This window comes from Streptomyces sp. MUSC 14, assembly GCF_001866675.1.
Lineage (GTDB): Bacteria > Actinomycetota > Actinomycetes > Streptomycetales > Streptomycetaceae > Streptomyces.
The window spans coordinates 1-14,294 of the sequence record NZ_MLYN01000005.1 but is presented as its reverse complement, the minus strand read 5'-3'; the positions used below and the strand labels follow the sequence as shown (position 1 = coordinate 14,294).

The window sequence follows — 14,294 nt, the reverse complement described above, 5'->3', positions numbered from 1 at the left end:
GCCATGTTCTTCACCTACCTGAGGCGCGAACTGCGCCGCCGCAGAAAGGCGGCCCTCGTCGTCGCCTCCGGACTTGCGCTGGGCATCGCGCTGGTCATCGTGGTCAACTCCGTGTCGAGTGGCATGGGCCAGGCCCAGAACAAGGTGCTCCAGTCGCTGTACGGCCTGGGCACGGACATGACGGTGACCAAGGCGGCGAGCGCCGACACCGGGAACGCGCAGCGGCCGCGCTTCCAGTTCGGCGCCAAGGCCGACGGCGACAGCTCGACGCAGAGCAGCGACCGCGTCATGGTGCAGGGCTTCACCACCCTCGCCTCCTCGACGGTCACCAAGGTCGGCGACCAGCAGGGCGTCTCGTCCGCCGTGGGCGGGCTGAGCCTGCGGGTGCTCAAGGTCAGCGGCCAGTTCACCCGCGGCCAGTTCCAGCAGAACGGCAACGGCGCAGGTGCCGGCGGCGGCTTCCGCCGGGGCGGCGAGTCCGGCCAGCCGCAGGGCGAGGTCAAGGGCGGCGGCGCCAACTTCGACGTCAACCAGTACTCGGTCTTCGGCACCGACGTGGCCAAGCCGGACCTCGGCCCGCTGACCTCCTCGAAGATCACGAGTGGCCGTACGTTCACCACGTCCGAGACGGACGCGAAGGTCGCCGTCGCCGACGCCTCGTACGCCAAGGAGAAGGGCCTCAAGGTCGGCTCCACGGTGACCATCAAGAACGTGAAGTACTCGGTCATCGGCATCGCGACGGCCACCAGCGGCGACGCGGCGGCCAACCTGTACATCCCGCTCAAGCAGGCCCAGGCCCTGAGCGACAACGCGGACAAGGTCACCACGATCTACGTCAAGGCGACCGACTCCCAGCAGATCGACGCCGTCAAGGGCACGATCCAGAAGAACGTCTCGGGTACGACGGTCACCACCTCCGCCGACCTGGCGAAGACGGTCTCGGGCTCGCTGTCCACCGCCTCCTCCCTCGCCACCAACGTCGGCCGGTGGCTGTCCATCGCGGTGCTGGTGGCCGCGTTCCTGGTCGCGGGCCTGCTCACCTCGTCCGCGGTCTCCCGCCGCGTCCGTGAGTTCGGCACGCTGAAGGCGCTGGGCTGGAGGTCGGGCCGGGTGACCCGGCAGGTGGTCGGCGAGGCCGTGGTCAACGGACTGGTCGGTGGCGCCCTCGGCATCGCGCTCGGCCTGGCCGGCGCCTACGCCGTCACGGCCATCAGCCCGACGCTCCAGGCGCAGCTGGGCGGTGGCGGCGGCACGGGCGGCGGCGGGTTCGGCGGCGGTGGCGGGTTCGGCGGCGGTGGCGGCGGCTTCGGCGGCCCGGGCCGGCAGGCCGCGAAGACCCTGGAAGTCGCCCTCACGGCCCCCGTCAGCGTCACGACGATCGTCCTCGCGGTGGGCCTCGCGGTGGCGGGCGGCCTCGTCGCCGGGGCGTTCGGCGGGTGGCGTGCGTCGCGGCTGCGGCCGGCGGACGCGCTGAGGCGGGTGGAGTAGCGGCCGCTCGTCCGTCAGCACGCCCTTCCGACCCCTCCCCAGGAGCGACCATGTACGAACTCAGAAACGTGACCAAGCGCTACACCCGGGCCAAGGACACCGTCCACGCCCTCGACGGCGTCGACCTCACCATCGGCGACGGGGACCGGCTCGTCATCCAGGGCCCCACCGGCGGCGGAAAGTCCACCCTCCTGCAGATGCTCGGCGGCCTGGACCGGCCGACCTCCGGCGAGGTGATCCTGGACGGCACCGACCTGGCCAAGCTCAGCGAGGCCCGGCTGACCAGGGTCCGCAGCGAGAACATCGGCTTCGTCTTCCAGTCCTTCAACCTCATCCCCACCCTCACCGCCCAGGAGAACGTGGAGACCGCCCTCGTCCCCCTCGGCATCAAGACCAAGGAGCGCCGCGAGCTCGCCGCCGAGGCCCTGCACTCCGTCGGCCTCGGCGAGCGCCTCGGACATCTGCCGGGCGAGATGTCCGGCGGGCAGCAGCAGCGCGTGGCCATCGCCCGCGCCCTGGTGAAGAAGCCCAAGGTGCTGCTCGCCGACGAGCCGACCGGCAACCTCGACGAGGGCATGCGGGACGAGATCATGGACGTGCTCGAACGTCTGTGGAAGGAGCACGGGCTGACCTTCGTCATGGTCACCCACGACTCCGCCATCGCGAGGAAGGCGCCGCGGCTGGCCACCATCCGCAAGGGAAAGATCACGGTAAGGGAGAACGCCGGCGCCTGACTCGTATCCGACACTGATACAACACGGCTTTCCCATAGGGAACTTCGCGGTCGTGTAACGACGGCCCGCCCGCCGGGTTACAGTTTCCCGGCCTTTTTCTTACTGTCCTCACATTTGTTGAGGCGTTTGAACACCCCCCGGCATACTGCGTGATCCGGGGGGTGCCCTTCAGGTGCACACGACCACCCTCGGCCGGGTGAACGGGGAATCTCGCCCGGTACTCCATCCCCAGGGGGAGAACGTGCGCAGACAACTGAAAGGCGCTGCCGCGGCCGGTGCTGCCGCTGCCGCGGCCGTCGCCCTCGCAGCGGGTCTGACCAGCCCGGCGTCGGCGCGGCCGGTGCCGGGCCCCCCGGCCACCGCCTTCGGTACCCCGGCCACCGGCTCCGCGCTCACCGCCAAGTCCCACGTCACCCTCATCACCGGCGACCGGGTCGACCTCGACGCCAGGGGGCGGGTCATCGGCCTGGAGCGGGCCGAGGGCCGTGCGCACATACCTTTCCAGGTCCGCAGGACCGCGGGGCACCTGCTGGTCGTCCCCGCCGACGCGGCCCGCCTGGTGGCCTCCGGCACGCTGGACCAGCGGCTGTTCGACGTCACCGAGCTGAACAAGGCCGCCACCCGCAAGGCCCAGAAGGACGGCCTGAAGGTGATCGTCGGCTACCGCGGCGACGCCGCGGCCGCCAAAGCCGTCGTCCGGGACGCGGGCCGGCTGCGGCGCACCCTGACCGCGCTCGACGCCGACGCCGTGCAGACCCCGGTACGGGACACCGCCGCCCTGTGGCGCGCCGTCACCGACGGCGACGGCGCGGCCCCCGGCATCGCGCACGTCTGGCTGGACGGCGTCCGCAAGGCCTCCCTCGACACGTCCGTGCCGCAGACCGGCGCCCCGGCCGCCTGGCGGGCCGGCTTCACCGGCAAGGGCGTGAAGGTCGCCGTCCTGGACACGGGCGTGGACACCGGCCACCCGGACCTCAAGGGCCAGGTGATCGCGTCCAGGAACTTCACCTCGGCCGCCGACGCCACCGACCACTCCGGGCACGGCACGCACGTCGCCTCCATCCTGGCCGGAACCGGCGCCGCGTCCGCAGGCACGTACAAGGGTGTCGCACCGGGTGCCGAGATCCTCAACGGCAAGGTGCTCGACGACACCGGCTCCGGTGACGACTCCGGCATCCTGGCCGGCATGGAGTGGGCGGCCGTGCAGGGCGCCGACGTCGTCAACCTCAGCCTCGGCGGCTACGACAGCCCCGGCGTCGACCCCCTTGAGGCCGAGGTGAACAAGCTGTCCAGGGCCAAGGGCATCCTGTTCGCGATCGCGGCGGGCAACGACGGTCCGAACTCGCTCGGTTCGCCGGGCAGTGCGGACGCCGCGCTCACCGTCGGCGCCGTCGACGGCAGGGACCGGCTCGCCGACTTCTCCTCCACCGGCCCGCGCGCCGGCGACGGCGCGATCAAGCCGGACGTCACCGCGCCCGGTGTGGACATCACCGCCGCCGCGGCGGGGGGCAGCGCCCTCGACAAGGAGGTCGGCGAGAAGCCCGCGGGCTACCTGACCCTCTCCGGCACCTCGATGGCCACCCCGCACGTCGCGGGCGCCGCCGCGATCCTCAAGCAGGAGCACCCGGACTGGGGCTACGCCGAGCTGAAGGGCGCGCTGACCGGCTCCGCCGACGGCGGCCACTACACGCCGTTCCAGCAGGGCTCGGGCCGCGTCGCACTCGACAGGGCCCTCACGCAGTCGGTGATCGCCGACCCGGTCTCGGTCGACTTCGGTGTCCAGCAGTGGCCGCACACCGACGACAAGCCGCTCACCAGGAGGGTGACGTACCGCAACCTCGGGGACAAGGCCGTCACCCTCGTCCTGAGCAGCACCGCCACCGACCCCAGGGGGAAGGCGGCCCCGGCCGGCCTCTTCACGCTCGGCGCGAGCAAGGTGACGGTCCCGGCGCACGGCACGGCCTCCGTCGGCCTCACGGCCGACACCAGGCTGGGCGGCACCCTCGACGGCGCCTACGCGGCCTACGTGACCGCGACCGGCGCCGGCCAGCGCGTGCGTACGGCCGCGGCGGTGACGCGCGAGGCGGAGTCGTACGACGTCACGCTGAAGGTCATCGGCCGCGACGGCAAGCCCGCGAAGTACTACGACACCGGCCTCGACGGTGTCGCCGGTCTCGCGGCCGGCGCGCAGCTGAGCCCGTACGACCCGTCCGGCACCGTGGCGGTGCGCCTGCGCAAGGGCACGTACGTCCTCAACTCCTCCGTCTACGCGGACAAGGAGGGCGCGAAGGGCACCGACTGGATCTCCCAGCCCAAGCTGACCGTGTCCGGGAAGCAGACGGTCACGATCGACGCGCGCAAGGCCAGGCCGGTGGACATCACCGTCCCGGCCGAGGGCGTCACCTCGCGGTTCGCCTATCCGGGATACGCCCTCACGCTCGGGAGCGGCGAGTACGACTACGGCATGTTCCTGGACTCGTACCGCAACTTCCGCAGCGCCCACCTGGGCCCGCGGCTGCCCGCCGGGTCGCTGTTCCAGCAGTGGGACGGCCACTGGACCAAGGGCGCGAGCGAGCAGTACGACATCACGACCGGCGGCCCGGTCAGAGAGCTCGCCACCGGCTACACCAAGCACTTCAAGGCGGGCGAGCTGGCCACGGTCAAGGCCCGGCTCGGTGCTGCGGCGAGCGGCAAGACCGGCACGCTGAACGCCGTCGGCTGGCTGCCCGGAGCGAATGGCGCCACCTCGCTCAGCTTCCCGCAGAAGCTGCCCGGCACCCGGACCCTGCACCTGTCCGCCATCGGCGGGGTGAACTGGCAGCTGGAGTTCGCCCAGAACGACGGGACCGGGCAGCAGGCCGTCGCCGACGCGGGCTACGAGCTCGGCGAGTTCACGTTCAAGGCCGGCCGCACGTACACCAAGACGGTCAACACCGCGGTCTTCGGCCCGCACGTCGGGGCCGGGCTCGGCCTGTTCCGCGACGGCGACAAGATCTACGGTTCGCTGCCGCTGTTCGCCGACTCGGGCAGGCACGCCGGGTACTCCGACTTCACCTCGGTGCGCACGACCCTGTACCGCGACGGAACCAAGGTCGGCTCGAACCGCGACGCGCTGTTCGGCGAGCCGTTCACGGTGCCGGCCGGTGACGCCGCCTACCGGCTGACCACCTCGGTCAGGCGCTCGGCGAAGATCGCGCAGGCCTCCTCGCGGATCGACGCGTCCTGGACCTTCCGCTCGAAGGAACGCGGCGAGTTCACCGTGCTGCCGGCCTCCGTGCTGCACTACGGCATCCGGACCGGCCCGGACAGCCGCGTCGCCGCCGGCCGGACCGTCACCTTCCCGGTCACCGTCGAGGGCCCGGCCGCGGGCCGGAACCTCACGTCCCTTACGGTCTACGCCTCCTACGACGGCAGGACCTTCCAGAAGGTCACCGTCAAGGGCGGCAGGATCACCCTGAACAACCCGGCGGAGGGCCGGTCCGTCTCCCTCCGCTCCGTGATCACCGACAAGCAGGGCAACACGTCGGACATCACGATCTGGGACGCGTACTTCGGCGGGTGGCCCTCGGCATAGGGTCCCAGCCGTGACCGCATCCCTCACCGCCATGATCACCGCCGTCGTCGGCGTCCTCGGCACGCTCCTCGCGCCCTGCTCGGCCAGCGGCACTCCGGCCGGCAGCACGCGCGGGAGTCGCAACAGGCCGCGGCCAGGCGGGAGTTCGAGGGCCGGGGGGCGGCGTACACGGGAATGAACCGGGCGTCGACCGCGAGCGGCTGGAGGAGGTCCGCAGGGAGTACCGGGACCGGTACCCCGAGGCGCAGATGGTCGTGCCGGAGCGGATCCTCGACGCCTCCCGCGCGGTCAACCGGGTGCTCGCCGATGCCGACGCCTCCGTCAAGCGAATCGACCGGGGGCGGGCCCGGGAGGGGGAGAGCGCCGATCGGGTCCTGCTGACGCTGAAGGAGGCCGAGCCGCTGCTCACCGCCATGCGGCGGGCGATGCGGGCCGGCCTCGGGATCGAGGACCGAGACGGCCGTACGCCGTACGCGCTATGCGGCGGAGCCCGCCCGGCTGGCGTCCGTGCCCCAGCTGGCCAGCAGGCGCAGGGAGTCGGCGGACCGGGAGTCCGGCTCGGCGTGGTAGGTGATGAGGGACTGGTCCGCGTCGTCGGCCAGGCGGAACGACTCGAAGTGCAGGGACAGCTCGCCGACCAGCGGATGGTGCAGCCGCTTGACGCCGTGGTTCTTCTCCTTGACGTCATGGGTGGCCCACAGCCGCCGGAACTCCTCGCTCTTGACGGAGAGTTCACCCACCAGGGCCGACAGCCGCGGGTCGTCCGGGTAGCAGCCGGCGTCCATGCGCAGCGCGCACACGATGTCGATCGCCTTCTGCTGCCAGTCGACGAACAGATCACGGTAGTCGGGCCGCAGGAACACCAGCCGCGCCCAGTTCCGCTCGGCCGGCGCCAGCTCCGCCCAGTCGCCGAAGACCGCCGCCGCCATCCGGTTCCACGCCAGGATCTCCGAGCGCCGGCCGACGATGTACGCCGGTACGCCGTCCATCGTGTCCAGCAGCTGCCGCAGCGCCGGGCGCACCTGCTGCTGCCGCGCCGCCGGCTTCTTCTTGTGCGACTTCGGCTTCGCCAGGTGGGTGAGGTGCGCGTGCTCGGCGTCCGTCAGCCGCAGCGCGCGGGCGATCGCGTCCAGCACCTCCGCCGAGACGTTGCGGCCGTTGCCCTGCTCCAGGCGCGTGTAGTACGCCACCGACACCCCGGCCAGCTGCGCCAGCTCCTCACGGCGCAACCCCGGCACCCGCCGGTGCCGGCCGAAGTCCGGCAGCCCCACGTCCTCCGGCTTCAGCCGGGCCCGCCGGCTGCGCAGGAACTCGCTCAGCTCGGCGCGCCGGTCCAGGGGGTGCCCCGCGGTGGCTGCTCCGGGCTGTGTGTCGCTGCGTTCCATACGCCCAGTATTCCTGGTCGTACGTACCGCATCCTGACCCCGCCAGTGGTAGGCACAGCAGTCGTACGCAAGGCCGTGACCTGGGTGAACCATGGGGGATGAGGCAGTCTGGAAACGTGCCCGGCGGAACGCAGCCGGGCGCGACCACCCCTCTAGGAGATCCCCGGCATGACCACTGTTGCTGCGTACGCCGCGCCCGCCCCGAAGGCTCCGCTGGAGCGGACGACCATCGAGCGGCGCGCGGTCGGCGAGTTCGACGTCCTGATCGACATCAAGTTCGCCGGTATCTGCCACTCCGACATCCACCAGGTCCGCGACGGCTGGCGGCCCGGCACCTTCCCGATGGTGCCCGGCCACGAGATCGCGGGCGTCGTCACCGAGGTCGGCACCGGTGTGCGGAAGTTCGCCGTCGGTGACCGGGTGGGCGTCGGCTGCATGGTCGACTCCTGCCGCGAGTGCGACAACTGCACGGCGGGCCTGGAGCAGTACTGCCTGAACGGCGGCCCGACCTGGACCTACAACGACACCGGCAAGGACGGGCAGCCGACCTACGGCGGCTACGCGCAGAAGATCGTCGTCGACGAGAACTACGTCGTCCGCATCCCGGACGGCCTGTCCCTGGACGTGGCCGCCCCGCTGCTCTGCGCCGGCATCACCACCTACTCGCCGCTGCGGCACTGGAACGCCGGCCCCGGCAAGAAGGTCGCCGTCGTCGGCCTCGGCGGTCTCGGCCACGTCGCCGTGAAGCTCGCGCACGCCCTCGGCGCCGAGGTCACCGTCCTGTCGCAGTCCCTGCGCAAGAAGGACGACGGACTCAGGCTCGGCGCGGACCACTACCACGCCACCGGCGACCCGAAGACCTTCGAGGAGCTGGCCGGCACGTTCGACCTGATCCTGAACACGGTCTCGGCCCCGCTGGACTTCGCCGCCTACCTGTCCCTGCTGCGCACCGACGGCACCATGGTCAACGTGGGCCTGCCGGAGGAGCCGGTCCAGATCGTCCTGCAGTCGCTGTCCGGCCAGCGCCGCAGCCTGAGCACCTCCGGCATCGGCGGCATCCCCGAGACCCAGGAGATGCTGGACTTCTGCGCGGCGCACGGCGTCGGCGCCGAGATCGAGCTGATCGGCGCGCAGGAGATCAACGAGGCCTACGAGCGGGTTCTGTCGAGCGACGTCCGCTACCGCTTCGTGATCGACACGGCCACGATCTGACCCGACCCGGCGGGCCTGCTGCCGGTGTGCGGCGTGCGGCTATCGGGCCGTCGCGGTCCGGCCGCGGCGGCCCAGCAGCCACAGCAGGTACGGTCCGCCGACCAGCGCGGTCAGCGCGCCGACCGGCACCTCCAGCGGCGGCAGCACGGTGCGCGCGGCCAGGTCGGCGGCGACCAGGCCGGGCGGGCCTGCTGCCGGTGTGCGGCGTGCGGCTATCGGGCCGTCGCGGTCCGGCCGCGGCGGCCCAGCAGCCACAGCAGGTACGGTCCGCCGACCAGCGCGGTCAGCGCGCCGACCGGCACCTCCAGCGGCGGCAGCACGGTGCGCGCGGCCAGGTCGGCGGCGACCAGCACCACCGCGCCCGTCAGTGCCGAGCAAAGCAGCGGCAGGTGCGGGGTACGGGTGAGGCGGCGGGCCAGCTGGGGTGCGGTGAGCGCGACGAACCCGATGGGTCCGGCCGCGCCGGTCGCCGCGGCGGCGAGGACGACACCGAGCACGGTCAGTCCGAGCCGCGTCCGGTTCACCCGCACCCCGAGCCCGGCCGCCGTCTCGTCCCCGAGCGCGAGCGGCCGGGCCGCCCATCCGGCCCACACGAGCCCGGGCAGGCATCCGGCCATGACGACGGCCAGGGGTACGGCCTGCTGCCGGCCCCGCCCGTTCAGGGAGCCGGTCAGCCACAGCTTGACCTGCTCGGCCGCGTCCAGCTGGGCGTCCGCGAGATACAGCTGGACGACCGCCGACAGCGCGAGACCGATCCCGACGCCGGTGAGCACGAACCGGCCGGCCTGCATGCCGTGCCGCCAGGCCAGGACGTGGACGAGCGCGGCGGCCGCGAGTCCGCCCGCGACGGACACGGCGGGCAGGGCGCTCGGGGAGCTCGCCGTCCCGCTGGCGAGCGCAAGCACGGTAGCGGCCGCGGCGCCGTGCCCGACACCGATCACGTCCGGGCCGGCCAGCGGATTCCGGGTCACCGTCTGCACCAGCGCGCCCGCGCAGCCGAGCGCGGCCCCGACGAGCGCCCCGAGCACGATGCGGGGCACCCGCAGCTCCGTGACGACCAGGTCGTACGGGGTGCCGCCGTGGCGCAGGGCACGCCAGACCTCGGCCGGCGGGACGAAGGTCTGCCCGGCACAGGCCGAGGCGACCATGGTCCCGGCGAGGAGCACGAGCAGGAGGAGGGCGGTGAGGGCGGACCTGCGGCGCAGGACGACGGTGTGGCGGCGGAACCGGAGCCTGGCCGTCGCCCCACGGGTACGCGTGGCACCTTTCACGTCACGGCTCCCTTTCGCCGCACCAGCACCACCAGCACCGGCACCCCCACCAACGCCGTCATCACCCCGGCCGGCACCTCCGCGGGCGCCCGCACCACCCGCCCCGCCACATCCGCGCCCAGCAGCAGCGCCGCTCCCAGCGCCGCGGACAACGGCAGCACCATCCGGTACCCCGCCCCGCGCACCACCCGCCGCACGGCATGCGGCACCGCGAGGCCCACGAACGCGATCGGCCCCGCCGCGGCCACCGCCGAGGCGACGAGCAGCGTCGCCCCGAGCGCCGCCGAGGCCCGCACCAGGTGCACCCGGTGCCCCAGCCCCCGCGCGGTCTCGTCGCCGAGGGCCAGCGCGTCCAGCCCTCGCGCACACGCCAGCACCAGCACACTCCCGGCCACGAGGAACGGCAGCATCCGTACGACCGTCCCCGCGTCCCGTCCGGCGAGCGTGCCGACCTGCCAGAACCGGAACTGGTCCAGTGTCGCCGAACTCGACGTCAGCACCACGGTCGTGGCACCGGCGGCCATCGCCGACAGCGCCGTACCGGCGAGCGCGAGCTTCACCGGCGTGGCACCGCCGCGCCCGCGCGACGCGATGCCGTACACCAGGCACGCGGCGACGACGGTCCCGGCGAAGGCGTACCAGACGGTCCCCGCGAAGCCGTATCCGGCGCCGAGGGCGAGCGCGAACACCACGCCCGCCGCCGCGCCCTGGCTCAGCCCGAGCACGCCGGGGTCGGCGAGCGGATTGCGGGTGACGGCCTGCAGCGCCGCCCCGGCCAGCCCGAGCGCGGCCCCCGCGGTGAGTCCGACCAGGGTGCGCGGCAGCCGCAGCGAGCGCACGACGAGCGCGTCCGGCGAACTCCCGCCGTGCAGCAGGGCGTCGAGCGCGGTGTGCGGCGCCACCGGCCGGGTGCCGACGGCGAGGCTGAGCAGGACGGCGAGGGCCAGCAGGGCGGCGGCGGCCGGCCAGGCGAGCAGCCGGGCGGACGCTCGGCCGGGCGGAGGGGTGCGCACTTACCGCAGGTGCTCGGCGAGCTGTCGTACGACGAGGCGGGCGGCGGTGGGACCGGCGTTGAGGTACCACGGGTCGTCGTCCACCCGCACCGCGTGCCCGGCCCTGACGGCCTTCATCGACGTCCACAGCGGCCCGGCCAGCGTGCTGCCCGCGTCCGTCTTCGCCGGGTCGCCCTGCACGGAGTAGAAGATCCAGTCGCCGTCGGCGGAGTCGATCCGCTCGGCGCTGATGTCCTGCGAAATCGCCTTGAACTGCTGGGACTTGGGCCGGTCGAGCCCCATGTCGACGGCGAGGGAACCGGTGAAGGAGGAAACGCCGAACATCCGGGTGCGGCCGGGGGTGAACCGGAGCATGGACACGCTGGTGGAGCCGCCGACCGCCTTGCCGCTCTCCGCCGCGCCTTCCGCGATGTCGTCGAGGAGCCGCCGGGCCCGCTCGCCCTTGCCGACGGCGTCGCCGACGAGCAGCAGGTCCCGCTTCCAGTTGATGCCGTGGCCCGCGGTGACGACGGTGGGGGCGATCTTCGACAGCTTGGGGTAGAGGTCGCCGAGGGAGTCGTTGACCAGGATCAGATCGGGCCTGGCGGCGGCCAGGGACTCCAGGCTGGGCGCCTGCCGGGTGCCCGCGTCGGTCATCGCGGCGAGCCTCTTCTTGTCGCGCGGGAAGGCGTCGGCGAGGTAGCCCGGCACGAGCCCGGCGTTGTCGGCGCGGGTGGCCGCCGTCGGTACGACTCCGAGGGAGAGCAGGTCGTCGAGCTGTCCGGTGCTGAGTACGGCGATCCGCTGCGGCGCCGACGTGATCGTCGTACGCCCCTCGAAATGCGTGACGGTGCGCGGGAAGACGCCGTCGGTGCCGGTGTCGGACCCCATGCCGGAGGCGAGCGCGCTGGGTGCGGCGGAGGGACCGGTACTGGCACCGATGACGCTGTTGCGCCCGCTGCCGTCCCCCTTCCCGGAACCGCCCCCGGCCCCGTCCCCGGCGCCCGAGCCGCAGCCGGCCAGCAGACCTCCGACGACGGACACGGCCAGGACGGCCGTCAACCTGAACGCACGCACGACTCGCACTCCCGATCACTGAGTAAGGTGAGGCTCACCTTACCTCGCGTGGCAGTGGCTGCTCCGTCCAGACGGTCTTGCCGTCGTGCGTGTAGCGGGTGCCCCACCGCTCCGTGAGCTGCGCGACCAGGAAGAGTCCGCGTCCGCCCTCGTCCGTGCTGAGGGCCCGCCGCAGGTGGGGGGAGGTGTGGCTGGTGTCGGACACCTCGCAGATCAGGCAGTGCGTACGGATGAGGCGCAGGGTCACCGGGCCGGCCGCGTACCGGTACGCGTTGGTGACGAGCTCGCTGGCGACCAGCTCGGTGGTGAAGGCCAGTTCGGTCAGCCCCCACTCGGTCAGTTTCGCCGTGGCCAGCTCCCTGGCACGGGCGGCGGCGGTCGCTTCCAGGGGCAGCTGCCACGAGGCGACGTCCTCGGGCGGCAGCACCCGGGTGCGGGCGATGAGCAGCGCGATGTCGTCGATGGGGAGGTGGTCCTTGGGCAGCAGCGCTTCGACCACGGTGCGGCAGGTGTGGTCCAGGGGTTCGGTGGCGTGGGTGAGGCATGCGCGCAGGTTCTCCAGCGCGGCGTCGACGTCGCCGTCGCGCGCCTCCAGGAGGCCGTTGGTGTAGAGCGCGAGCAGGCTGCCCTCGGGAAGGTGCAGGTCGTACGTCTCGAAGGGCAGTCCGCCCAGGCCCAGCGGCGGACCCGCGGGCAGGTCGAGCACGGTCACCTCGCCGTCCGGGGTGGCCACCACCGGTGCCGGGTGGCCGGCGCGGGCCAGGGAGCAGCGCTGCGACACCGGATCGTAGGTGGCGTAGAGGCAGGTGGCCCCGAGCACCTGGTCGATCGCCGACGGGTTGCCGTCGGCGATCGCCTCCCGTTCGGCCGCCAGCAGACTGACCAGGTCGTCCAGCCGCGCCACCACCTCGTCCGGTTCCAGGTCCAGGCTGGCCAGGGTGCGCGCGGCGGCCCGCAGCCGGCCCATCGAGGCCGCGGCGTGGATGCCGTGGCCGACCATGTCGCCCACGACCAGGGCGACCCGGGCTCCCGACAGCGGGATCACGTCGAACCAGTCGCCGCCGATGCCCGGTTCACCGCTGGCCGGGAGGTAGCGGCAGGCCACCTCCACGGCCGGCAGGTCGGACGCCGCGCTCGGCAGCAGACTGCGCTGCAGCGTCAGCGCGGCGCTCTGCTGCTGGGTGAAGCGGCGGGCGTTGTCGATGCAGACGGCCGCGCGTGAGGAGAGCTCCTGGGCCACCGTGGCATCGTCGTCCTCGAACGGCTCCGAACTGCGCGACCGCCACAGGCTCACCACGCCCAGGACCAGGCCGCGCGCGAGCAGGGGTACCGCGATCAGTGAATGAACGCCCAGGCCCAGGGCGATCTCGATGCGCCGCCGGTCCATGGCGTACCACTCGGGGCGCAGCGACAGCAGCCCCTCCAGGATCGGGCGGCGCTCGGCCAGGCACCGTGCCTGCGGAGACTCCGGAAGCAGCGGGACCACGTCGCCCTCCCGGAACGGCAGGCGGTGTTCCGCCGGCGAGAAGGCGGCCCGGAGCAGCTGAACGGCCGTACCGGCAACGGGCTCGTCACCCAGTGTCACGGGCTTGAGGAGGTCCACCGAGCAGTAGTCGGCCAGGCCGTCGACGACCACCTCGGCCAGCTCCCGGGCGGTCTGCGCCACGTCCAGGGAGGTTCCGATCCGGGCGCTCGCCTCGTTCAGCAGGGCGAGCCGGCGCCGTGCCCGGTGGCGGTCGGTCACGTCCTCGATCGTCTCGGCCACGCCGAGGACCCGGCCCGAGGGGTCTTCCATCCGGAACGCCGAGACCGACACGATCCGTTCCCGGCCGGGATCGTGGCGCGCCCGCGCGGACTGTTCCGTGAAGATCAGCGGCTCGCCGGTCTCCAGGACGTGCCGGACCCGTTCGTCCTGCGTACCCGCGTCCTCGTCGACCATGAACTCGCGAGGGCGACGGCCTGCCAGCACCTCGGCCGGGACGCCGCTCGCCTTCTCGACGGCACGGTTGACCCGGATCACCCTCCGGTTCGGGTCGTAGGTGACCAGGCCGACCGGCGACCGGCGGTACAAGCCGTCCAACAGGGCACGGTCCCGCTGCCAGGCGATGACCTCCGCGGCGGGAGCACCGACCAGGAGCCACTCCTGACCGCCCGCCTCCCGGGTGACCGCGCGGGCCCGCAAACCCATCTCCACACGGTGCCCGTCGCGGTGCCGGACGGGCAGGACGCCGAACCACCCTCCCGCTTTCATGGCGTCCACGACGACGGACCGTACGACGGGCAGGTCACGGGGGTCGACCAGGAGGTCCTGCCAGGCTCGCCCGATCACTTCCCCGGCCGGGTATCCGAGCAGCTCCTGGGCACGGGCGCTCCAGCCGACCACGACGCCCTGATCGTCGAGCACGGCCGAGACACCGCGACCGAGGGCGAAGGGATCCTCCGGACTCTCGCTGACATGCATGGACGGCGTCCCCATAGCCACCACCTTGCCTCCATGCCTCCGATGTTCCTCCCGGTGCTCCCGGCCCGCGACTCCCGTGTCCCCGCTTGCGGCTCAACGG

Annotated in this window: 10 protein-coding genes; 4 read left to right on the top strand and 6 right to left on the bottom strand. The window is 72.8% G+C overall.

All coding sequences use genetic code 11. The annotated features are described in order from the left end of the window. Positions 1 to 3 precede the first annotated feature (3 nt). The 3 genes from BIV25_RS00070 (at position 4) to BIV25_RS00060 (ending at position 5,796) form a co-directional block, all read left to right on the top strand. Entirely contained in the window at positions 4 to 1,488 is a 1,485-nt protein-coding gene (locus BIV25_RS00070) for an ABC transporter permease (protein WP_071369971.1), read from the top strand. Between the two features lie 50 nt (positions 1,489 to 1,538). Beyond that, a complete protein-coding gene (locus tag BIV25_RS00065; RefSeq protein WP_071369970.1) occupies positions 1,539 to 2,222 on the top strand; it encodes an ABC transporter ATP-binding protein in 684 nt (227 codons plus the stop codon). 241 nt (positions 2,223 to 2,463) lie between these two features. Then, the gene (locus tag BIV25_RS00060; RefSeq protein ID WP_256255482.1) at positions 2,464 to 5,796 is read left to right on the top strand and encodes a S8 family peptidase; all 3,333 of its coding nucleotides are present in this window, start codon (positions 2,464 to 2,466) and stop codon (positions 5,794 to 5,796) included. 476 nt (positions 5,797 to 6,272) lie between these two features. On the opposite strand, the gene BIV25_RS00055 is transcribed toward BIV25_RS00060, so the two are convergent. Beyond that, complete coding sequence (locus tag BIV25_RS00055) at positions 6,273 to 7,181, bottom strand: helix-turn-helix transcriptional regulator (protein WP_071369969.1); 909 nt, start codon at positions 7,179 to 7,181, stop codon at positions 6,273 to 6,275. Between the two features lie 168 nt (positions 7,182 to 7,349). Between BIV25_RS00055 and BIV25_RS00050 the strand changes: the two genes are divergently transcribed. Beyond that, positions 7,350 to 8,393, top strand: coding sequence for an NAD(P)-dependent alcohol dehydrogenase (locus tag BIV25_RS00050; RefSeq protein ID WP_071369968.1), 1,044 nt, complete (start codon positions 7,350 to 7,352; stop codon positions 8,391 to 8,393). Between the two features lie 39 nt (positions 8,394 to 8,432). Here BIV25_RS00050 and BIV25_RS54145 read toward each other — a convergent pair whose 3' ends face one another. The 5 genes from BIV25_RS54145 to BIV25_RS00025 are packed head-to-tail and all read right to left on the bottom strand — an operon-like array spanning position 8,433 to position 14,209. Further along, on the bottom strand, positions 8,433 to 8,648 hold the full coding sequence (locus tag BIV25_RS54145) for an iron chelate uptake ABC transporter family permease subunit (RefSeq protein WP_071369967.1): 216 nt from the start codon (positions 8,646 to 8,648) through the stop codon (positions 8,433 to 8,435). Next, positions 8,606 to 9,664: an iron chelate uptake ABC transporter family permease subunit gene (locus BIV25_RS00040; RefSeq protein ID WP_071369966.1), complete on the bottom strand. Its 1,059-nt coding sequence runs from the start codon at positions 9,662 to 9,664 to the stop codon at positions 8,606 to 8,608. The genes BIV25_RS54145 and BIV25_RS00040 overlap by 43 nt, the downstream gene beginning before the upstream one ends. Further along, positions 9,661 to 10,677 (bottom strand): iron ABC transporter permease, encoded by a 1,017-nt coding sequence (locus BIV25_RS00035; RefSeq protein ID WP_071369965.1) that lies wholly within the window; start codon positions 10,675 to 10,677, stop codon positions 9,661 to 9,663. Before BIV25_RS00035 ends, BIV25_RS00040 begins: the two co-directional genes overlap by 4 nt. Then, on the bottom strand, positions 10,678 to 11,733 hold the full coding sequence (locus BIV25_RS00030; RefSeq protein ID WP_071369964.1) for an iron-siderophore ABC transporter substrate-binding protein: 1,056 nt from the start codon (positions 11,731 to 11,733) through the stop codon (positions 10,678 to 10,680). It lies immediately after the preceding gene. Positions 11,734 to 11,767: 34 nt separating this feature from the next. Beyond that, on the bottom strand, positions 11,768 to 14,209 hold the full coding sequence (locus BIV25_RS00025; RefSeq protein ID WP_071369963.1) for a SpoIIE family protein phosphatase: 2,442 nt from the start codon (positions 14,207 to 14,209) through the stop codon (positions 11,768 to 11,770). Between the last annotated feature and the right edge of the window lie 85 nt (positions 14,210 to 14,294).

Excerpts from the sequence above, each read along its gene's own strand:
- BIV25_RS00070 (WP_071369971.1), top strand. The coding sequence starts at position 4 with ATGTTCTTCACCTACCTGAGGCGCGAACTGCGCCGCCGCAGAAAGGCG.
- BIV25_RS00050 (WP_071369968.1), top strand. The coding sequence starts at position 7,350 with ATGACCACTGTTGCTGCGTACGCCGCGCCCGCCCCGAAGGCTCCGCTG.
- BIV25_RS00025 (WP_071369963.1), bottom strand. The coding sequence starts at position 14,209 with ATGGGGACGCCGTCCATGCATGTCAGCGAGAGTCCGGAGGATCCCTTC.
- BIV25_RS00065 (WP_071369970.1), top strand. The coding sequence starts at position 1,539 with ATGTACGAACTCAGAAACGTGACCAAGCGCTACACCCGGGCCAAGGAC.
- BIV25_RS00055 (WP_071369969.1), bottom strand. The coding sequence starts at position 7,181 with ATGGAACGCAGCGACACACAGCCCGGAGCAGCCACCGCGGGGCACCCC.